Raw genomic sequence first — 19,148 nt, 5'->3', positions numbered from 1 at the left:
TAGGGTGACGGGCTCGGGGACCCGCCCGGCACGCCTGGGTGACCCCAGCCCAATCGAGAGGTGGGGTACGGGGATGAGCGTCGGCACCAGCAGGCCCAGGGGAGTGCGTGGCTCCGCCGTGCGTCCCCCCGTGTCCCGCGCCGGCCACATCGGCTCCGGCGGTGCCGGTGACCCCCACGACCTCGGCCTCGACCCGGACGACCTGCCGGACGGCCTGGTCGTGGCCGACGAGTCCGGCCGGGTCGTCTGCTTCAACGCCGCCGCCGTACGCATCACCGCGGTCAGTGCCGCCGACGCCATCGGCGCACCCATCGAGCGCGCGCTGCCCCTGGAGGACCTCGAAGGCCGGCGCTGGTGGCAGCTGACCGATCCGTACGGCGGGCTCACCACCCGCATCGGGCAGCCCGAGCGGAATCTGCTCCTGCCCGGCGGCCGTGAAGTCCTCGTCACCGCGCGGTACGTACGCACCCGCCCCACCGGACCCGTTCGCCGCCTCGTCGTCTCGCTGCGCGACACCGAGGCCAGGCGGCGCACCGAGCGCAGTCACGCCGAGTTGATCGCCACCGTCGCGCACGAGCTGCGCTCGCCGCTGACCTCCGTGAAGGGCTTCACGGCGACGCTGCTCGCCAAGTGGGAGCGGTTCACCGAGGACCAGAAGAAGCTGATGCTGGAGACCGTCGACGCCGACGCCAACCGCGTCACCCGGCTCATCGCCGAGCTGCTCGACATCTCCCGCATCGACTCGGGGCGCCTCGAAGTGCGCCGCCAGCCCGTCGACATAGGCGCGGCCGTCGGACGCCATGTCCAGGCCCACGTCGCCGCCGGCAGCCCCGCCGACCGCTTCCTCGTCCGGGTGCGGCGCCCGCTGCCCGAGCTGTGGGCCGACCCCGACAAGATCGACCAGGTGCTCAGCAACCTCCTGGAAAACGCGGTGCGCCACGGCGAGGGAACCGTCACCATTGACGTAGAGCCCACCGACCCGGTCGGCACGAGGGTCACCGTCAGCGACGAGGGCACAGGCATCCCGGAGGAATCCATGAACCGCGTCTTCACCCGCTTCTGGCGGGGCAGCAAGCGCGGCGGCACCGGGCTCGGCCTGTACATCGTGAAGGGCATCGTCGAGGCCCACGGCGGCACAATCACGGTCGGGCGCGGGCCCGCGGGCGGCGCCGAGTTCCGATTTACCTTGCCCGTGGCGGCGCCTGCGTATCTCACCAGCTGAGCCAGGGCCACCACGGGCACCTTCGCCAGCCTCACCCCCGTTAGACTCGACCTTTGGCACATTGCGTCTTCACGTCTGAGTCGGTTCGTCGGTCAGCGATCGAGTCGTGGACGGGGCCATCCGCCAGCCAATCGGAAGCACGGGAAGAGATGTCGGCACCGAACAAGTCGTACGACCCTGTCGAGGTCGAGGCACTGAAACCGGAAGAGATCGAGCGCATGCGGGACGAGGCGCTCGCCGCCTTCGCCGCCGCGGACTCGCTCGACGCGCTTCAGGCGGCCAAGGTCGCGCACGCCGGCGGCACCTCGCCGCTGTCGCTCGCCAACCGCGAGATCGGCGCGCTGCCGCCGCAGGCGAAGGCCGAGGCCGGCAAGCGCGTCGGCCAGGCCCGCGCCGCCGTCGGCCGGGGCCTCGCCGCCCGCCAGACCGAGCTGGAGGCCGAGCGGGACGCCCGCGTGCTCGTCGAGGAGGCCGTGGACGTCACGCTGCCCTACGACCGCACCCCGGCCGGCGCGCGGCACCCGCTGACCACGATCATGGAGCGCGTCGCGGACGTCTTCGTGTCCATGGGATACGAGGTCGCGGAGGGCCCCGAGGCCGAGGTCGAGTGGTTCAACTTCGACGCCCTCAACTTCGTGCCGGACCACCCGGCGCGGCAGATGCAGGACACCTTCTTCGTCGAGGGCCCGGAGGGCACGTCCGGCGACGAGTCCGGTGTCGTCCTTCGTACGCACACCTCGCCCGTGCAGGCGCGCGCGCTGCTCGACCGCGAGCCGCCCGTCTACATCGTCTGCCCGGGCCGCGTGTACCGCACGGACGAGCTCGACGCCACGCACACCCCGGTCTTCCACCAGATCGAGCTGCTCGCCGTCGACGAGGGCCTCACCATGGCCGACCTCAAGGGCACCCTCGACCACATGGTCAAGGCGCTCTTCGGTCCCGACATGAAGACCCGGCTCCGCCCCAACTACTTCCCGTTCACCGAGCCGTCCGCCGAGATGGACATGGTGTGCTACGTCTGCCGGGGCGAGTCCGTGGGCAACCCGGACCGGCCCTGCCGCACCTGTGGCAGCGAGGGCTGGATCGAGCTGGGCGGCTGCGGCATGGTCAACCCGCGCGTGCTGACCGCGTGCGGCGTCGACCCCGAGAAGTACAGCGGATTCGCCTTCGGGTTCGGCATCGAGCGGATGCTGATGTTCCGCCACAACGTCGAAGACATGCGAGACATGGTCGAGGGTGACGTCCGGTTCACCCGGCCGTTCGGGATGGAGATCTGATGCGGGTCCCGCTTTCTTGGCTGCGGGAGTACGTCGACCTGCCGGCCGCTGCGACCGGTCGCGACGTACAGGAGAAGCTCGTCGGAGTCGGCCTGGAGGTCGAGACCGTCGAGCAGTTGGGCGCCGATCTCAAGGGCCCGCTCGTCGTCGGCCAGGTGCTCACCATCGAGGAGCTGACGGAGTTCAAGAAGCCGATCCGCTTCTGCACGGTCGACGTCGGCCAGGCCAACGGCACGGATGAGCCGCAGGAGATCGTCTGCGGCGCCCGGAACTTCGCCGTCGGCGACAAGGTCGTCGTGGTCCTGCCCGGCGCCGTCCTGCCCGGCGGCTTCGCGATCTCCGCGCGCAAGACGTACGGCAAGAAGTCGCACGGCATGATCTGCTCCGGCGACGAGCTGGGCATGGGCGACGACGGCAGCGGAGGCATCATCGTGCTTCCGCCCGAGCACGAGGTCGGCACCGACGCGATCGAGCTGCTCGAACTCGTCGACGAGGTCCTGGACATCGCCGTCACGCCCGACCGCGGCTACTGCCTGTCGATGCGCGGCGTCGCCCGCGAGACCGCCACCGCGTACGGGCTGCCGCTGCGCGACCCGGCGCTGATCGACGTGCCCGGTCCCAACGCGCACGGCTACCAGGTGGAGGTCTCCGACCCGGTCGGCTGCGACCGGTTCACGGCCCGCACCGTCACCGGGCTCAACCCGGAGGCGCACTCGCCGATCTGGCTCAAGCGCCGCCTGCAGAAGGCCGGCATGCGGCCGATCTCGCTCGCCGTCGACATCACCAACTACGTGATGCTGGAGCTCGGCCAGCCCCTGCACGCCTACGACCGCTCCCGCCTCGAAGGCGCGATCGGCGTGCGCCGTGCCGAGCAGGGCGAGAAGATCACCACGCTCGAAGGCGCCAAGCGCGTCCTGGACGCCGCCGACCTGGTGATCACCGACGAGCGCGGCCCGATCGGCCTCGCCGGTGTCATGGGCGGCGCCCACACCGAGATCGCCGACGCCGAGCCCGACCCGGAGACCGGTGAGGTCAAGGGCACCACGGACGTGGTGATCGAGGCGGCGCACTTCGACCAGCTCTCCATCGCCCGCACGGCCCGCCGCCACAAGCTGTCCTCGGAGGCCTCCAAGCGCTTCGAGCGCGGCGTCGACCCGGAGGCCACGTCCGCCGCGGCCCAGCGCACCGTCGACCTCCTCGTGCTGCTCGCGGGCGGCACGGCGGAGGCGGGCGTCACCGAGGTCGTCGCGCCGACCGCCCCCCGCACGATCACGATCCCGGCCGACCACCCGGACAAGGTGGCGGGTGTGGCGTACGGCCGGGAGACCGTCGTACGCCGACTCCAGCAGGTCGGCTGTGACGTGTACGGCCAGGACGCCCTGACCGTCACCGTGCCGTCCTGGCGGCCCGACCTAACCGACCCGAACGACCTGGCCGAAGAGGTCATCCGCCTGGAGGGGTACGAGAACCTGCCCTCCACGCTGCCCTCCGCGCCCGAGGGCATGGGGCTGACCCAGCGGCAGCGCACGCACCGCCGCGTCGGCATCGCGCTGGCCGGAGCCGGGTACGTGGAGGCGCTGAACTACCCGTTCATCGGCGAGCACGTCTTCGACGAGCTGCTGCTCGACGCGGAGGACTCCAACCGCCGCGTCGTCAAGCTGGTCAACCCGCTCTCCGACGAGGAGCCCGCGCTCCGTACGACGATCCTTCCGGGCCTGCTCGCGGCGCTGCGCCGGAACGACTCGCGGGGCAGCCACGACCTGGCGCTCTTCGAGACCGGCACCGTCTTCCACCCCCGCGAGGAGCAGCGCACCGCCGTGCGCCTCCCGGTGGACCGGCGCCCGACCGAGGAGGAGCTGGCGGGCCTGGACGAGGCGCTGCCGTACCAGTGGCGCAACGTCGCGGTCGTCCTCACCGGCGCCCGTGAGCAGGCCGGCTGGTGGGGCAAGGGCCGCCCGGCCGACTGGGCGGACGCCGTCGAGGCGGCCCGCGTCGTGGCCCGCGAGACGGGGGTCGAACTCACCGTCCGCAAGGGCCAGTACGGGCCGTGGCACCCGGGCCGCTGCGCCGAGCTGGTGGTCGTGACCGAGGGCCCGGAACGGTCGGAGAAGGTCGCCGGGTACGCGGGCGAGCTGCACCCCCGCGTCATCAAGGCCCTCGGCCTGCCCGCGCGCACCTGCGCGATGGAGCTGGAGCTCGACGCGCTCGTCACCGACGCGGTGCTGCAGGCGCCGAGGATCTCCACGTTCCCGGTGGCCACGCAGGACGTCGCCCTGGTCGTCGACGCGGACGTGCCGGCCGTCGAGGTCGAGGCGGCGCTGCGCGAGGGCGCGGGCGAACTGCTCGAATCCCTCCGCCTGTTCGACGTGTTCACCGGCGAGCAGCTCGGCGAGGGCAAGAAGTCCCTCGCGTACGCGCTGCGCTTCCGGGCCGCCGACCGGACGCTGACGGTCGACGAGGCCAGCGCGGCCCGTGACGCCGCCGCGGCCCTCGCGGGCGAGCGCACCGGCGCGGTCGTGCGCGGCGCGTAGCGACCACGGCGGAGCGCTCGCAAGAGCGCAAAGTCCCTGATGAGGGGCGCACCTGGGAGACCAGGTGCGCCCCTCACTCGTTCGGGTGGCAATGCCGGGGATCCGTACCTGCGGATAGTCCTATGTCGACAAAATCGACCCGGCCGTCAGGGTCGGCCCGCGCGTCGGTCAGGCCCCGGCCAGACGCGAAGGAAACGGCCTAGGAGGCCACGGCATGATCCGTGAAAAGGCCAGGGCCCGGGTGGCATCGTTCGCTCTCCCCGCGATGTGGGGCGCCGTCGCCGTCACGTACAAACTCACCTGCCCGCTCGCCCAGCAGAACGGCCTCGGCGCGCGGATAGCCTCCAGCGCCGTGTTCCTCGCGGTGGGCACGGGGCTGATAGCGGGCGTACGACGGGGTCCGCTGCGGGAGTTGGCGCGGTTCCGCGAGATCGCGCGGGCCGCGCAGCGGGTGCTGCTCAGACCGCTGCCGCCCCGGCTCGACGGTCTCGCCGTCGCCGCAGGGCAGCTCTCCGCGCACCGCAACGCGGACGTGGGCGGCGATCTGTACGAGGCGGTCGCCACCGACCACGGGGTGCGGGTGGTGATGGGGGACGTACGCGGGCACGGGCTCGCGCCGATCGGAACGGCGGCCGCCGTGCTCGGCTCGTTCCGGGAGGCGGCCCACGACGAGCGTGAACTCTGCGGCGTGCTGCGGCGGTTGGAGCGGGCGCTGCGGCGGCATCTGGGCGGCGCGGACGAGGAGTTCGTGACCGTGCTGCTTCTTGAGATCCGTGACGACGGCTCGGTGTTCGCGCTCAACTGCGGTCATCCGTGGCCATATCGGCTCGGCCGGGCGTCCGCCGTGGTGGACCGGCTCTGCGGGGCGGAACCGCTGCCGCCGCTCGGGCCGTTCCCGCTGCCCGAGTCGCTGCCCGCGCGGTACTGCGGGCGGATCCGGCCCGGCGAGGTGCTGCTGCTTCACACCGACGGCGTGGAGGACGCGCGGGACGCGGACGGCCGGTTCTTCCCGTTGCACCGCACGCTCACCGAGGCCGCGTCGGCGCGTACGCCCGACCCGGACGAGCTGGTGGACTCCCTGCGCGGTGCGCTCCTGCGGCACACCGGTGGGCGGTACGGCGACGACATGGCCCTCCTCGCCCTGCGCAACGACCGGCACCGGGTGCCCCGGCAGAGTGGTGCGGTGACCAAGTCCCGTACGTCCAGCGGGAGTTGAGCTGCGTCGTCCGCCGGACCGCGGACGTACCTGGCAGACGGTCCGACGGGCGACGCGTGGGTGGGCCGCCGCTGTGTCGAGGGGGAGCCGACGGCCCGGCCTCTCTGGCTCGGCCAGAGACCCGGCCCAGGGGGAGCCGGACGGAGCCCAGTCAACCGAGTGCGGGCCGCCCGGGGCAGAGCGCGTGCCGTCCCGATACGGGCACTTGGTTCACACCCCGTGTGAAGCGGACTCAACTACGCTGAGCGCACAAAGCACTTGAAACGACGGACGACGGACGACGGACGACGACGGACGACGACAGACGACAGACGACGACAGACGACGACGGACACAGAACGAGCCATCGAAGTCAGGGCTGAGACGCAGCCCGGAGGGCGAGATGCAGCCCAACACCCTGCTCGACGCGATCCTCGACGAGGCCGGAGTCTCCCACGCGGGCCTGGCCGCCCATGTCAACCACGCGGGCAAGGCCCGAGGCCTGTCCCTGCGCTACGAACACACCGCCGTCGCCCGATGGTTGAAGGGCCAGCGGCCGCGCGGCCAGGTGCCCGACCTGATCTGCGAAGTGCTCGCCGCCCGCCTGCACCGCAGCGTCACGCTCGACGACATCGGCCTGGGTGTGCCCGGGCAGCCGGCGGACCTCCACGGCCCCGGTGGCGGTACGCTCTCCGGCTTCGTGGAGCGGGCCACCGCGCTGTGGCGCTCCGACGAGCAGCAGCGAGCGCACATTCTCGGCGCCCCCGCCGTCACCGGAACCCCCGCCGTCATGCCCGTATGGGAGTGGGAGAACCCGCCGGAGGACGTGGACGTGTCCCGGGGCGGGCGGCACCGCGTCAGCATGACCGACATCGGGATGCTGCGCTCCGCGCGCGCCCACTACGAGCAGATGTACCGCAAGACCGGCGGCATCGCGACGCGCGCCCGCATCGTCGGCTTCCTCAACGCCGAGGCGGCCCCGCTGCTGCGCGGCTGCTACACCGACGCCACCGGGCGCCAACTGCACCGCGCCACCGGCGGGTTGGTGGCCGTCGCCGGGATCTGCGCGTACGACTCGGACGCGCACGGGCTCGCGCAGCGCTACTTCCACCAGGCGCTGCGGCTCGCCAAGGCCAGCGGTGACCGGGGCCTCGGGGCGTACGTGATAGCGCTGCTCGTCAACCAGTCGCTGTTCATGCGGGAGTTCCGGCAGTCCGTGGCGTTCGCGGAGGCCGCCCTGCGCGCGGCGGGCCGGCACATCACGCCGGCGCTCGCGGCCGACCTGTACGCGATGCAGGCCAAGGCGTATGCGCACCTCGGCGACGGCAGCAGCGCGCTCTCCTGCATCCGCCGGGCCGAGTCCGCGGCCGAGCGCATCCACCGCCGCAGCGAGCCGGACGAGACCGGGTACGTGCAGCCGGGACTCGTCAACGTACAAGTGGCGGAGGCGCTGTTGAGCCTCGGCGACCTGACGGCGGCGCGGGAGCACTCCACGGCGGCCGTGGACACCCCGGCCCACGACCGGGGCAGGGTGCACCGGCTCGCTGTGCTCACCCAGATCGAGCTGCGCCAGGGCGAGGCGGACAGGGCGGTGGTCACGGCCGTGGAGATGGCCGAGCAGGCGCGGGGGATGGAGTCGCGGCGGCTGCGTGACCGGCTGCGCGCGGTGCGTGAGCATCTCGTACGAAACGGCTGTTCGGGCACGGCCGAGGCGGCGGCACTGATCGACGGGGCGCTGCGCGTGCCGCTGTAGCCCGGTCTGCGCGACTCCCGAACTCCCGTCCGCTGCTGCGATATTGCCACTACTTCGGCGGAAGGTGGCAGAACCGTGCAGTGGACGAACTTGAAAGAACAAACTGTGTACGAGAACCGCTGGTTCCAGGTCAACCTGGCGGATGTCGCGTTGCCCGACGGCCGGCATCTCGACCACTTCCTGATCCGGATGCGGCCGGTCGCCGTGGCCACGGTGGTCAACGAGGCGAACGAGGTCCTGCTGCTGTGGCGGCACCGCTTCATCACGGACAGCTGGGGCTGGGAACTGCCCGCGGGTGTGGTCGAGGACGGCGAGGACATAGCCGTCGCGGCCGCGCGGGAACTGGAGGAGGAGACCGGCTGGCGGCCGGGACCGATGCGGCACCTGATGAGCGTGGAGCCCTCCAACGGGCTGACCGACGCGGTGCACCACGTGTACTGGGCGGACGAGGCCGCGTACACCGGCCCTCCGCAGGACGCGTTCGAGTCCTCCCGGCGGGAGTGGGTGCATCTGAAGCTCGTGCCGGATCTGATCGCGCGGGGGGAGGTGCCGGGGGCGAACATGGTGGCGGCGTTGTTGCTGTTGCAGCGGATGCGGTTGGGGTGAGTTTCGGGGGCTCTGCCCCCGAGCCCCCGCTCCTCAATCGCCGGAGGGGCTCAAAATTGAGCCCCTCCGGCGATGTGGCCTCAGCGCCCCGCGGCCTGCCAGATCGCCACGACCAGCGCACCCAGTGCCGCGAGTACCGCCAACGCGGGCAGCGGCCAGCGATTGCGCTCCAGGGCGGCGACCCGTGCGCTCAGCTCGTCCAGATCCTTGCTGCTCCGCTCGTCGCGCTGGGTCAGCAGGGCGAGTCTTCCGTCCACTTGGGCGAGCCCCACGTCGATCGAGCGTCGTAACTCCGCGTGTTCCTCCGGGACCACGGTCTGCTCGGGGTCGGTGGTCACGAGTGCACTCCTTTCCGGCCGGAATCCGGCATCGATTCACATCCCCCTGACGCGCACGCACAGTCAATACCGCTGGTCGTCGCGGAGGAAGCGAGTGCGCACGGCATATGCGGGCCTGGCGTGCACACCCTGTGTGAAACGAAGGGGCCCGGTCCGCGCGCAGCGGTGCCGGGCCCCTCTGTGACGGCTGTTTCTGGCCGGATCGATACGCAGCGTGGCCGGAACATGTGTTCCGGGCCGCGCGAGGCGGATCGGTTCGCGTGCTCAGTACGTGTAGTGCTCAGTACGTGTAGAAACCCGAGCCCGTCTTCCGGCCCAGGCGGCCCGCGTCCACCATCCGCTGCAGCAGCGGGGGAGCGGCGTACAGCGGCTCCTTGTACTCGGCGTACATCGAGTCGGCGACCGAGGCGACCGTGTCCAGGCCGATCAGGTCGGCCAGCTTCAGCGGGCCCATCGGGTGGGCGCAGCCCAGCTCCATGCCGTTGTCGATGTCCTCGCGCGAGGCGATGCCCGACTCGAACATCCGGATCGCGGAGAGCAGGTACGGGATGAGCAGGGCGTTGACGACGAAGCCCGAGCGGTCCTGCGCGCGGATCGCGTGCTTGCCGAGGACCTTCTCGACGACGGCCTCGGCCCGGCTGATCGTGCCCTCGGAGGTGGTGAGCGCGGGGATCAGCTCGACCAGCTGCTGCACCGGGGCCGGGTTGAAGAAGTGGATGCCGATGACCTGGTCCGGGCGGGAGGTCGCGACGGCCAGCTTGACCAGCGGGATCGAGGAGGTGTTGGAGGCGAGGATCGCGTCCTGCCGGGTCACGACCTGGTCGAGCACCTGGAAGATCTCGGTCTTGATCGCCTCGTTCTCGACCACGGCCTCGATCACGAGGTCGCGGTCGGCGAACTCGCCGAGGTCGGTGGTGAAGGTGAGGCGGGCCAGCGTCTCGTCCCGCTCGGCCTCCGTGATCTTCCCGCGCTCCGCCGCCTTCGCGAGGGAGTTGTGCAGCCGCGTGCGGCCGATCTCCAGGGCCTCGCCGGTGGTCTCCGCGACCTTGACCTCCAGGCCGGAGCGGGCGCAGACCTCCGCAATGCCCGCGCCCATCTGGCCACAGCCCACAACTCCGACGCGTGCGATATCGCCCATAAGGTCGGTCACCTTGTGCCTTTCCATCATCTTCGGCCCGGCAGCGACGCCGTTGTACAGCGCCGGCCTCGGCCAAGACGTTACTCCGCGCCTCCTGGTGCCCCGTGGGCCGGGGCGGGCATCCTGTCCCTTCACACGTGGACATCGGTCGCAAGGGGAGGCATTCGGTGCGAATCTCTCGCAGGGCGTTCGGAGCGGCAGCGGCGGCGGTGGTAAGCGGGCTCGCCGTGGACTCACAGGCGGTGGCGCAGGGCCGCGGAGAACCCGGACGGCAGGGCGACCGGCACGGCGGGCACGGCGGGCGGCGGGAGATGCGCGGCATGTGGCTGGCGAGCGTCGACAACCGGGACTGGCCGTCGGCGCCCGGGCTCGGGGCGGCCGAGCAGCGGGCCGAGCTGATCGGGTATCTGGACGCGGCGGTGCGGCGGCGGCTCAACACCGTGATCTTCCAGGCCCGCCCGGCGGCCGACGCCCTGTGGCCCTCGCCGTACGAGCCCTGGTCCGAGTTCCTGACCGGGGTGCAGGGCCAGGACCCCGGCTGGGACCCGCTGGGCACGGCCGTCGAGGAGGCCCATCGGCGGGGGCTCGAACTGCACGCCTGGTTCAACCCGTACCGGGTCGCGATCCACGGCGACGTCTCCCGGCTCGCCCCCTCGCACCCCGCGCGGAGGCACCCCGAGTGGGTCGTGCCGTACGGCGGGAAGCTCTACTACAACCCGGGCATTCCGCAGGTCAGGCGGTTCGTGCAGGACGCGATGCTGGACGCCGTGCGCCGCTACCCCGTGGACGCGGTGCACTGGGACGACTACTTCTACCCGTATCCGGTCGCGGGCGAGGAGTTCGACGACGACGAGGCGTACGCGCGCCACGGCGGAGGCTTCCCGGACCGGGCCGACTGGCGCCGTCACAACACCGACCTCCTGGTGTGCGAGATGGCCGCGCGGATCCCACGGGTGCGGCGCGGCGTGGAATTCGGGATCAGCCCCTTCGGGGTGTGGCGCAACAGCAGCACGGACCCGCGCGGCTCGGACACGGCGGCGGGGGTGCAGACCTACGACGACCTGTACGCGGACACCCGGACCTGGGTACGGCGAGGCTGGATCGACTACGTCGTACCGCAGCTGTACTGGAACATCGGCTTCCAGGCCGCCGACTACGCGCGGCTGCTGCCGTGGTGGGCGGACGTGGTGCGCGGCACGGGCGTACGGCTCTGTCCGGGCGAGGCGCTCTACAAGGCGGGCGATCCGGCGCAGCCCGCCCCCTGGCAGGACCCGGCGGAGCTGTCCCGCCATCTGACGCTGGCGAGCGGTTTCCCTGAGGCGCGCGGTCACGCGTTCTTCTCGGCCAAGGAGGTCGTCCTCGATCCGTTCGGCGCGATGGCCCGCGTGGTGGCCGATCACTACGAGCGGAGCTAGGGGACTGCCTTCCAGGAGCGCGGACGGCGCCGGCCTTGCCGGTGCCGCCCCCGCTCACGCGCGACGACGCCTCGCGTCCCGCTGCGCGCTGACGCCTATGCCTGTTCCTTGTGCCGTACGACGGTGTCGGGGCCCGGTGACAGGACTGCCTCGTGACCGTCGTCGAACTTGACGCGGTACGGGGGCTCGCCTGCGGAGCCGAGCACTTCGACGACCTCTGCGACGTGGTCGTGCTGGCCGACGATCCTGCCGTGCACCAGGAGCGTGTCGCCCACACTTGCCTGCATCGGAGGTGACCTCCCTGTCCGCTTGGAGAGTGCTTGCGCGGGTGCCCACCGCCCTGTCGTTCCGGTGAGCGATCCTGGCCGTAAGTCTACGGCGGGGGAGCATTTCGGGCGCCCCAGGAGTCCGAGGCGCAGCTTTCGTACGGCCTTGGGGGCGGCGCCCGCGTACGGCCTGCGGTACGGCCTCGCGTACGGTCCGGCCTCCGGATGTGTGTGCCGTCGTCAGCTCCGGGACCGCTGGGTGACCGCGATGCAGACGAGTACGGCCACGGCGGTGAGCGGCGCGGCCCACGTCATGTCCTCGCCGAGCAGCAGCACCGACCAGATGAGCGTCAACAGCGGCTGGGCGAGCTGGAGTTGGCTGGCCTTGGGGATGCCGATCTCGGCCATGCCCCGGTACCAGACGATCAGGCCGACCCACTGCGAGCCGACCACGAGCCAGGCCATACCCGCGACACTGCGCGCGGTCAGGTGCACGGGTTCGAGGTCGACGGCGACCCAGGTCGCGACGGCGGCGACCGGCAGGCACAGGACCAGGGCCCAGCCGAGCACGTGCCAGCCGGGCATCACCCGGGACAGCCGGCCGCCCTCGGTGTAACCGGCCGCGCAGATCAGTAGCGCGCCGAAGAGATACAGGTCGGCGGAGGTCAGGGCGCCGCCGCTCTGCTCCACGGTGAAGGCGATGACGGCGGCGGCCCCGGCGAGGGCCGCGACCCAGAACGTGCGCGAGGGCCGCGCGCCGGTGCGCAGCGCCGAGAACAGGGCCGTGGTCAGCGGCAGCAGTCCCACGACGACGGCGGCGTGCGCGGTCGTGGAGGTCTCCAGGGCCAGGGTCGTGAGCAGCGGGAATCCGACGACCACTCCGGCGGCGACGACCGCGATCCCGGCCCAGTGCCGGGGCTCGGGCAGTCGTACCCGCAGTGCGAGCAGGCAGGCGCCCGCGAGCAGTCCGGCGAGGAGGCTGCGCACGGCGACCAGGGCCCAGGGGCCGAAGCCGTCGAGAGCCCAGGCGGTGGCGGGGAAGGTCAGCGAGAACGCGGTGACGCCGAGCGCGGCCTGCAGGGTGCCGGACGCGGCGCCTCGGTCGGCGGGTTCCGTGGGTCCCGCGGTGCCGGCCGTCGGGGCGACTGCTATCCGGCTCGTGGGAGTAGCGCTATCCTGTGCTGTCATGCATGAGCGTAGCAGCGTAGGTGATCTGGCAAAACTGCTCCGGGACGAAGTGAAGCGCTACTCACCTGGTGGGAAGCTGCCGTCGAGTCGTGCACTGGTCGACCGCTATCGGGTCAGCCCCGTCACCGTCTCGCGCGCTCTCGCCCAGCTCTCCGCCGAAGGCCTGGTCGTCACCCGCCCAGGCGCCGGCGCCTTCCGTGCCGAGCCGCACACCGCTCCGCGGCCCGCGGGGGACACGTCCTGGCAGCAGCTCGCCCTGAGCGCCGACGCGACGGCCGACCTGGTGCCGCGCGCCGTCGACGCGAGCGGCGTCCTGGCCAGCCTGGCCGCGCCGCCCGCCGGGGTCATCGAGTTCAACACCGGCTATCTGCATCCGTCCCTCCAGCCCGAGCGCGCCCTCGCCGCCGCGCTCGCCCGCGCGGGCCGCCGCCCCGGCGCGTGGGCGCGGCCGCCGCTCGACGGCATCCCGGAGCTGCGGGAGTGGTTCGCGCGCGGCTGCGGCGGCGCCATCACCGCGTCCGAGGTGCTGATCACCGCGGGCGGCCAGTCCGCGCTCACCACCGCGCTGCGCGCCCTGGCCCCGCCCGGTGCCCCCGTGCTCGTCGAATCGCCCACGTACCCCGGCATGCTGGCGATCGCGCGGGCGGCCGGGCTGCGACCGGTGCCCGTGCCGGTCGACACCGACGGGGTACGCCCCGAGCTGCTCGCGGCCGCCTTCGAGGCGACCGGGGCGCGGGTGTTCGTCTGCCAGCCGCTGTTCCAGAACCCGACCGGCGCGGTGCTCCCCTCGCACCGGCGCGGAGAGGTGCTCCGGATCGCCCGCGCGGCGGGGGCGTTCATCGTGGAGGACGATTTCGTACGCCGGCTCGCGCACGAGGACGCCGGGCCGCTGCCCGCCCCGCTCACCGCGGAGGACCCCGACGGCGTCGTCGTGCATGTCTGCTCCCTCACCAAGGCCACCTCGCCCAGCTTCCGGGTCTGCGCGCTCGTGGCCCGCGGACCGGTGCTCGAACGGCTGCGGGCCATCCAGATCGTCGACAACTTCTTCGTACCGCGACCGCTGCAGGAGGCCGCGCTCGAACTCGTCGGGTCACCGGCCTGGAACCGTCATCTGCGGGCCGTGGCCACGCAGTTGAAGGACCGCAGGGACGCGATGACCTCGGCCCTGCTGCGCGACGTCCCCGAACTCGCCCTGTCGCACGTCCCGTCCGGCGGCTACCACCTGTGGCTGCGCCTGCCCGACGGCGCCGAGGAGGCCGCCCTCGTCGGCGCTGCGCTGCGCGCCGGGGTCGCGATCACCCCGGGCCGCCCGTACTTCTGCGCCGAACCGCCCGCCGGGTACGTCCGGCTGAGCTTCGCGGGGCTCGCGGGGGACGCGGAGATCGCGGAGGGGGTGCGGAGGCTGCGGCGGGCGTGCGACGAGGTCCTTGGCTGAGGGTTCGCCGGAAACTCGGTGGCCCGGCCCCTTCCCCACCTGCGAATCTGCCGCCATGACGACACACGGGGCCACCGAGGCCACCCCCGCCGAGACCGTGCCCGGATACGAGATCTCCTCCGACCCGGCCCGCATCGACGCCGACCGCGTGTACGAGTGGCTCTCCACCGACGCGTACTGGGCCGTCGGCCGCAGCCGCGAGAAGCAGGACCGAGCGATCGCCCGGTCGCTCAACTTCGGTGTGTATGAGGAGAGTTCAGGGAAACAGGTCGGTTACGCCCGAGTCATCACGGATCATTCCGACTTCGCCTGGCTCTGCGATGTGTACGTGGCCCCGCAGGCCCGCGGCAAGGGGCTCGGTACCGCCCTCGTCGCCGCCGTGCGCGCGGAGCTGGAGCCGTACGGTCTGCGGCGCATCCTCCTGGCCACGGCCGACGCGCACGGGGTCTACGAGAAGGTCGGCTTCAAGCGCGTCGACAACCCGGAGGCCTGGATGGTGTACGGCAGGCACTGAGCGGGCGGGGACGGCGGGCCCCGGCGAGGCGGCCCGCACGTCGCCCTGGGAGGTGGCCCGCACGTCACCCTGGGAGGTGGCCCGCACGTCACCCTGGGAGGTGGCCCGCACCTCGCCCTGGGAGGTGGCCCGCACGTCACCCGGGAGGTGGCCCGCACGTCACCGGGGAGGCTGCCCGCATGCCACCACCCACTTTCCTTCACGCCACCACCACTTGACCTGCGCAGCTCCTCCCAGCACGATCGCCGACATGCATGTACGGGTCACCTTCGTAGCCGCCGCCCGCAGCTCCTCCCTGCTCGCCGAGCGCTTCGACGACGACCGGCCGCTCGACCAGGCCGGCTGGCACGAGGTGCAGCTCGCCGCGCACGGACTGGTGCCCCTTGCCGCCGCCGAGCTGCGCTACTGCTCGCCGACCCCGCGCAGCCGCGCCACCGGCGACGCTCTCGGCTACGCCCCGCTCGCCCAAGTCGCCCTGCGCGACTGCGACATGGGGCGCTGGCGCGGGCTCACCCTGGCGGAGGTCACGGCCCGCGAACCCGGCGCGGTCGACGCCTGGCTCGCCGACCCCCGCTCGGCCCCGCACGGCGGCGAGTCCCTGCTGTCCTTCATCGCCCGCGTCGGCCAGTGGCTCGACACCCGCCCCGCCGACGACGGCGGCCGCATCCTGGTGGTGGCGGAACCCGCGGTCGTACGGGCCGCGCTGGTGTACGCCCTCAAGGCGCCCCCGGCGACGTACTGGAACATCGACGTCCGCCCCCTGTCGACGGTTGCCCTCACGGGCCGGGCGGGCCGGTGGAGCCTGCGGCTCGGGGGCGGCGGGGGGCTGGAGGCGGCGTAGCCCCCGGGGGCCTGTCCGGAGGCCCCACCTCAGGTGTCCGGGAACGCCGATCGTCTACTCCCCGGACTGCCGCAACCGCGCAACTCGCGCTCCAGGACCACCGGTCCAGGCGGCGCAGCAGGTCGGCGCGGACCGCGTGGAAGACGTGGTAGCGGTCGAGGTCCAGGGTGTCGATCAGGGCCAGGGCCGGTTGCGGGGCCTGGAGTTCAGCCACGGCGACCGCGCGGCCTGGATCTGGTACGGGCCCGGAGCGTTCCGGCGCAGGCAGCGACGGACCAACTCCTGTCCCTCCACGACGAGTTCACGGTCCCACAGCGAGCGGTCCTGGTCGGCGAGCAGGACGAGCGAGCCGTCCGCGGTCGTACGGGCGGGGCGGCGGGACTCGCCGAGCAGCATCAGCGCGAGCAGGCCGAGCACCTCCGGCTCGTCCGGCATGAGCTCCGCGAGCAGCCGCCCGAGACGGATCGCCTCCGCTGTCAGGTCGTCGCGGATCACCGCCTCGCCAGCCGGCCGTATGGCCCTCGGTGAAGACCAGGTAGACCACGGCGAGCACGGCCCGCAGCCGGTCCGGAAGGTCGGCGTCCGTCGGCACCTGGACTGGGCTGTCTGGTTCGGGGTGGGCGGTGCCGGGTCCGGCCCCGGCCCCGGACCTGGACCCGGACCCGGTGCAGCCCGGCCCGGCTCGTCGTGTGTCCCGCCGGGATCACTCACCCGCAGGACCCGTACTGCAGCGGCCGCACCTCGATCGGCAGCGTGATGGCCTCGGCGAGTTTGCGGCCCCACTCAAGCGCGGCGTCCAGATCCTCGGCCCGGATCACGGTGAACCCGCCGAGGTGCTCCTTGCCCTCGACGTACGGCCCGTCCGTGGTGAGGATCTCCTCGCCCGCGAGGCGCACCACCGTCGCGGTGCTGGGCGGGTGCTCGTACGTCGTCTCGTAACGTCGTCGGTGCTCTCACCGTCTATACGAACGAGCCGGCGCCGGATCGACATCTCGACACGAGCCGACACGAGGAATTCGCGCGGGCTTCGCCGACAGCGAAGAGGGCCCTGTCCGCCGGACCCCCGACACGAGATATCTTGATGTCGAGCAATTCCGACCGATGCAGTAGACGTGGAGCGGAGCACCCGGTGACTGACTCGACCATCATCTACACCCACACTGACGAGGCCCCGGCCCTGGCGACGCATTCGTTCCTGCCGGTGGTCCAGGCGTACGCCTCGACGGCCGGTGTCGCCGTGGAGACCCGCGACATCTCCCTGGCGGGCCGGATCATCGCCCAGTTCCCGGAGTACCTCAAGGAGGAGCAGCGCATCGGCGACGCCCTCGCCGAGCTCGGCGAGCTGGCCAAGACCCCCGGCGCCAACATCATCAAGCTGCCCAACATCTCGGCCTCGATCCCGCAGCTGAAGGCCGCGATCGCCGAGCTGCAGGCCCAGGGCTACGCGCTCCCGGCCTACCCGGACGACCCGAAGACCGACGAGGAGCGGGAGATCGGCGCCCGTTACGACAAGGTCAAGGGCTCCGCCGTGAACCCGGTCCTGCGTGAGGGCAACTCCGACCGCCGCGCTCCCGCCTCGGTGAAGAACTACGCCAAGGCCCACCCGCACCGCATGGGCGCCTGGACCCCCGAGTCCAGGACCAACGTCGCCACCATGGGTGAGAACGACTTCCGCTCCACCGAGAAGTCCACCGTCATCGCCGAGGACGGCGCCCTGCGCATCGAGCTGGTCGCCGAGGACGGCACCACCACCGTGCTGCGCGAGTCCGTACCGGTCCTCAAGGACGAGGTCGTCGACGCCTCCGTGATGCGCGTCGCCGAGCTGCGCGCGTTCCTGGCCGACCAGGTCGCCCGCGCCAAGGCCGAGGGCGTGCTGTTCTCCGTGCACCTCAAGGCCACGATGATGAAGGTCTCCGACCCGATCGTCTTCGGTCACGTCGTCCGCGCCTTCTTCCCGAAGACCTTCGCGAAGTACGGCGAGGCGCTGGTCGCCGCCGGCCTGTCCCCGAACGACGGCCTGGGCGGCATCCTCAAGGGCCTGGACTCCGTGCCGCACCTCGGCGCCGAGATCAAGGCGTCCTTCGAGGCCGAGCTCGCCGAGGGCCCCGAGCTCGCGATGGTCGACTCGGACAACGGCATCACCAACCTGCACGTCCCGTCGGACGTGATCGTGGACGCCTCCATGCCCGCGATGATCCGCACCTCCGGCCACATGTGGGGCAAGGACGGCGACGAGCACGACACCCTGGCGGTCCTGCCGGACTCCTCGTACGCCGGTGTCTACCAGGTCGTCATCGACGACTGCCGCGCCAACGGCGCCTACGACCCGTCGACCATGGGCTCGGTCCCGAACGTCGGCCTGATGGCGCAGAAGGCCGAGGAGTACGGCTCGCACGACAAGACCTTCGAGGTCCAGGCGGCCGGCACCGTCCGCCTGGTCGACACCGCGGGCACCGTCGTCCTGGAGCAGCCCGTCTCGGCCGGCGACATCTTCCGCGCCTGCCAGACCAAGGACGCGCCGATCAAGGACTGGGTCAAGCTCGCCGTGACCCGCGCCCGCGCCACCGGCGACCCGGCCGTGTTCTGGCTGGACGAGACCCGCGCCCACGACGCCCAGCTGATCGGGAAGGTCAACCAGTACCTCACGGAGCACGACACCGAGGGGCTGGAGATCAAGATCCTGGCGCCGGTCGACGCCACCCGCTTCTCCCTGGAGCGCATCCGCCGCGGCGAGAACACCATCTCCGTCACCGGCAACGTCCTGCGTGACTACCTCACCGACCTGTTCCCGATCCTGGAGCTGGGCACCAGCGCCAAGATGCTCTCCGTGGTCCCGCTGATGAACGGCGGCGGCCTCTTCGAGACGGGTGCCGGCGGCTCCGCCCCGAAGCACGTGCAGCAGCTGGTCCGGGAGAACTACCTGCGCTGGGACAGCCTCGGCGAGTTCCTCGCCCTCGCGGTCTCCTTCGAGCACCTCGCGCAGACCACGGGCAACGCCCGCGCGCAGATCCTGGCCGACACCCTGGACCGCGCCACGGCCACGTTCCTGAACGAGAACAGGTCCCCGGCCCGCAAGCTCGGCAGCATCGACAACCGCGGCAGCCACTTCTACCTGTCCCTGTACTGGGCGCAGGAGCTGGCCAAGCAGACCGAGGACGCCGCGCTCGCCGAGGCGTTCGCGGAGCTCGCCAAGAGCCTCACGGAGCAGGAGCAGACGATCGTCGACGAGCTCCTCGCCGTGCAGGGCTCCCCGGCGGACATCGGCGGGTACTTCCAGCCCGACGTGCAGAAGGCCTCGGCGGTCATGCGCCCCTCGGCCACCTTCAACCAGGCCCTGGACACCCTCGCCTGATCGAGGCCCGCTCCACCGCTGACGGGTACGCCCCGACCGGACACTTCCGGCCGGGGCGTACCCGTTTCCGCGTACGA

At 72.0% G+C, this 19,148-nt stretch carries 15 protein-coding genes and 2 pseudogenes; 11 read left to right on the top strand and 6 right to left on the bottom strand.

The window, feature by feature from the left end:
- Positions 1-73 precede the first annotated feature (73 nt).
- The 6 genes from QIT00_RS17370 to QIT00_RS17345 all read left to right on the top strand — a co-directional run bounded on the left by QIT00_RS17370 (position 74) and on the right by QIT00_RS17345 (position 8,584).
- Positions 74-1,222 (top strand): sensor histidine kinase, encoded by a 1,149-nt coding sequence (locus QIT00_RS17370; protein ID WP_282536180.1) that lies wholly within the window; start codon positions 74-76, stop codon positions 1,220-1,222.
- A 149-nt stretch (positions 1,223-1,371) separates the two neighbouring features.
- Positions 1,372-2,499, top strand: coding sequence for a phenylalanine--tRNA ligase subunit alpha (gene pheS / locus QIT00_RS17365; RefSeq protein WP_282536179.1), 1,128 nt, complete (start codon positions 1,372-1,374; stop codon positions 2,497-2,499).
- A complete protein-coding gene (gene pheT, locus QIT00_RS17360) occupies positions 2,499-5,030 on the top strand; it encodes a phenylalanine--tRNA ligase subunit beta (protein WP_282536178.1) in 2,532 nt (843 codons plus the stop codon). Before pheS ends, pheT begins: the two co-directional genes overlap by 1 nt.
- A gap of 214 nt (positions 5,031-5,244) precedes the next feature.
- Entirely contained in the window at positions 5,245-6,246 is a 1,002-nt protein-coding gene (locus QIT00_RS17355; protein WP_282536177.1) for a PP2C family protein-serine/threonine phosphatase, read from the top strand.
- A 382-nt stretch (positions 6,247-6,628) separates the two neighbouring features.
- On the top strand, positions 6,629-7,978 hold the full coding sequence (locus QIT00_RS17350; RefSeq protein ID WP_282536176.1) for a transcriptional regulator: 1,350 nt from the start codon (positions 6,629-6,631) through the stop codon (positions 7,976-7,978).
- 75 nt (positions 7,979-8,053) lie between these two features.
- Complete coding sequence (locus QIT00_RS17345) at positions 8,054-8,584, top strand: NUDIX hydrolase (RefSeq protein WP_282536175.1); 531 nt, start codon at positions 8,054-8,056, stop codon at positions 8,582-8,584.
- Between the two features lie 80 nt (positions 8,585-8,664).
- On the opposite strand, the gene QIT00_RS17340 is transcribed toward QIT00_RS17345, so the two are convergent.
- Positions 8,665-8,922, bottom strand: a complete 258-nt coding sequence (locus tag QIT00_RS17340) for a hypothetical protein (protein ID WP_282536174.1) — start codon at positions 8,920-8,922, stop codon at positions 8,665-8,667.
- Positions 8,923-9,202: 280 nt separating this feature from the next.
- A complete protein-coding gene (locus tag QIT00_RS17335) occupies positions 9,203-10,060 on the bottom strand; it encodes a 3-hydroxybutyryl-CoA dehydrogenase (protein ID WP_282536173.1) in 858 nt (285 codons plus the stop codon).
- A gap of 167 nt (positions 10,061-10,227) precedes the next feature.
- On the opposite strand from QIT00_RS17335, the gene QIT00_RS17330 reads away from it, so the two are divergent.
- Entirely contained in the window at positions 10,228-11,475 is a 1,248-nt protein-coding gene (locus tag QIT00_RS17330; protein ID WP_456316487.1) for a glycoside hydrolase family 10 protein, read from the top strand.
- A gap of 95 nt (positions 11,476-11,570) precedes the next feature.
- Here QIT00_RS17330 and QIT00_RS17325 read toward each other — a convergent pair whose 3' ends face one another.
- Both QIT00_RS17325 and QIT00_RS17320 read right to left on the bottom strand, forming a co-directional pair.
- The gene (locus tag QIT00_RS17325; RefSeq protein ID WP_282536172.1) at positions 11,571-11,762 is read right to left on the bottom strand and encodes a DUF1918 domain-containing protein; all 192 of its coding nucleotides are present in this window, start codon (positions 11,760-11,762) and stop codon (positions 11,571-11,573) included.
- Between the two features lie 219 nt (positions 11,763-11,981).
- Positions 11,982-12,929, bottom strand: coding sequence for a DMT family transporter (locus QIT00_RS17320; RefSeq protein ID WP_282536171.1), 948 nt, complete (start codon positions 12,927-12,929; stop codon positions 11,982-11,984).
- On the opposite strand from QIT00_RS17320, the gene QIT00_RS17315 reads away from it, so the two are divergent.
- The 3 genes from QIT00_RS17315 to QIT00_RS17305 all read left to right on the top strand — a co-directional run bounded on the left by QIT00_RS17315 (position 12,928) and on the right by QIT00_RS17305 (position 15,719).
- Complete coding sequence (locus tag QIT00_RS17315) at positions 12,928-14,364, top strand: aminotransferase-like domain-containing protein (protein WP_282536170.1); 1,437 nt, start codon at positions 12,928-12,930, stop codon at positions 14,362-14,364. The two genes, QIT00_RS17320 and QIT00_RS17315, sit on opposite strands and share 2 nt — an antisense overlap.
- Before the next feature lie 55 nt (positions 14,365-14,419).
- Positions 14,420-14,878, top strand: a complete 459-nt coding sequence (locus QIT00_RS17310) for a GNAT family N-acetyltransferase (RefSeq protein WP_282536169.1) — start codon at positions 14,420-14,422, stop codon at positions 14,876-14,878.
- A 250-nt stretch (positions 14,879-15,128) separates the two neighbouring features.
- Positions 15,129-15,719 carry a histidine phosphatase family protein gene (locus tag QIT00_RS17305; protein ID WP_282536168.1) on the top strand — a complete coding sequence of 197 codons (591 nt, stop codon included), beginning with the start codon at positions 15,129-15,131 and terminating at the stop codon, positions 15,717-15,719.
- Here the strand turns inward: QIT00_RS17305 and QIT00_RS17300 are convergent.
- Positions 15,655-16,320 (bottom strand): annotated as a pseudogene (locus QIT00_RS17300) (DUF6596 domain-containing protein); the annotation flags it as partial. The gene QIT00_RS17305 and the pseudogene QIT00_RS17300 sit on opposite strands and share 65 nt — an antisense overlap.
- Positions 16,321-16,426: 106 nt before the next feature.
- Positions 16,427-16,639 (bottom strand): annotated as a pseudogene (locus tag QIT00_RS17295) (YciI family protein); the annotation flags it as partial.
- Between the two features lie 209 nt (positions 16,640-16,848).
- Between QIT00_RS17295 and QIT00_RS17290 the strand changes: the two are divergent.
- Complete coding sequence (locus QIT00_RS17290) at positions 16,849-19,071, top strand: NADP-dependent isocitrate dehydrogenase (RefSeq protein WP_282536167.1); 2,223 nt, start codon at positions 16,849-16,851, stop codon at positions 19,069-19,071.
- Positions 19,072-19,148: the final 77 nt, after the last annotated feature.

Origin of the sequence: Streptomyces luteolus (assembly GCF_029968015.1) — a bacterium.
GTDB lineage: Bacteria > Actinomycetota > Actinomycetes > Streptomycetales > Streptomycetaceae > Streptomyces > Streptomyces luteolus.
The sequence above is the reverse complement of the archived record's forward strand: the minus strand, read 5'-3'. Positions and strand labels throughout refer to the sequence as shown.

Bases quoted from the DNA above. Each gene is read 5' to 3' on its own strand.
- QIT00_RS17355 (WP_282536177.1), top strand. From the start codon at position 5,245: ATGATCCGTGAAAAGGCCAGGGCCCGGGTGGCATCGTTCGCTCTCCCC.
- QIT00_RS17325 (WP_282536172.1), bottom strand. From the start codon at position 11,762: ATGCAGGCAAGTGTGGGCGACACGCTCCTGGTGCACGGCAGGATCGTC.
- pheS (WP_282536179.1), top strand. From the start codon at position 1,372: ATGTCGGCACCGAACAAGTCGTACGACCCTGTCGAGGTCGAGGCACTG.
- QIT00_RS17370 (WP_282536180.1), top strand. From the start codon at position 74: ATGAGCGTCGGCACCAGCAGGCCCAGGGGAGTGCGTGGCTCCGCCGTG.
- QIT00_RS17350 (WP_282536176.1), top strand. From the start codon at position 6,629: ATGCAGCCCAACACCCTGCTCGACGCGATCCTCGACGAGGCCGGAGTC.
- QIT00_RS17320 (WP_282536171.1), bottom strand. From the start codon at position 12,929: ATGACAGCACAGGATAGCGCTACTCCCACGAGCCGGATAGCAGTCGCC.
- QIT00_RS17305 (WP_282536168.1), top strand. From the start codon at position 15,129: ATGCATGTACGGGTCACCTTCGTAGCCGCCGCCCGCAGCTCCTCCCTG.
- QIT00_RS17310 (WP_282536169.1), top strand. From the start codon at position 14,420: ATGACGACACACGGGGCCACCGAGGCCACCCCCGCCGAGACCGTGCCC.
- pheT (WP_282536178.1), top strand. From the start codon at position 2,499: ATGCGGGTCCCGCTTTCTTGGCTGCGGGAGTACGTCGACCTGCCGGCC.
- QIT00_RS17335 (WP_282536173.1), bottom strand. From the start codon at position 10,060: ATGGGCGATATCGCACGCGTCGGAGTTGTGGGCTGTGGCCAGATGGGC.
- QIT00_RS17315 (WP_282536170.1), top strand. From the start codon at position 12,928: ATGCATGAGCGTAGCAGCGTAGGTGATCTGGCAAAACTGCTCCGGGAC.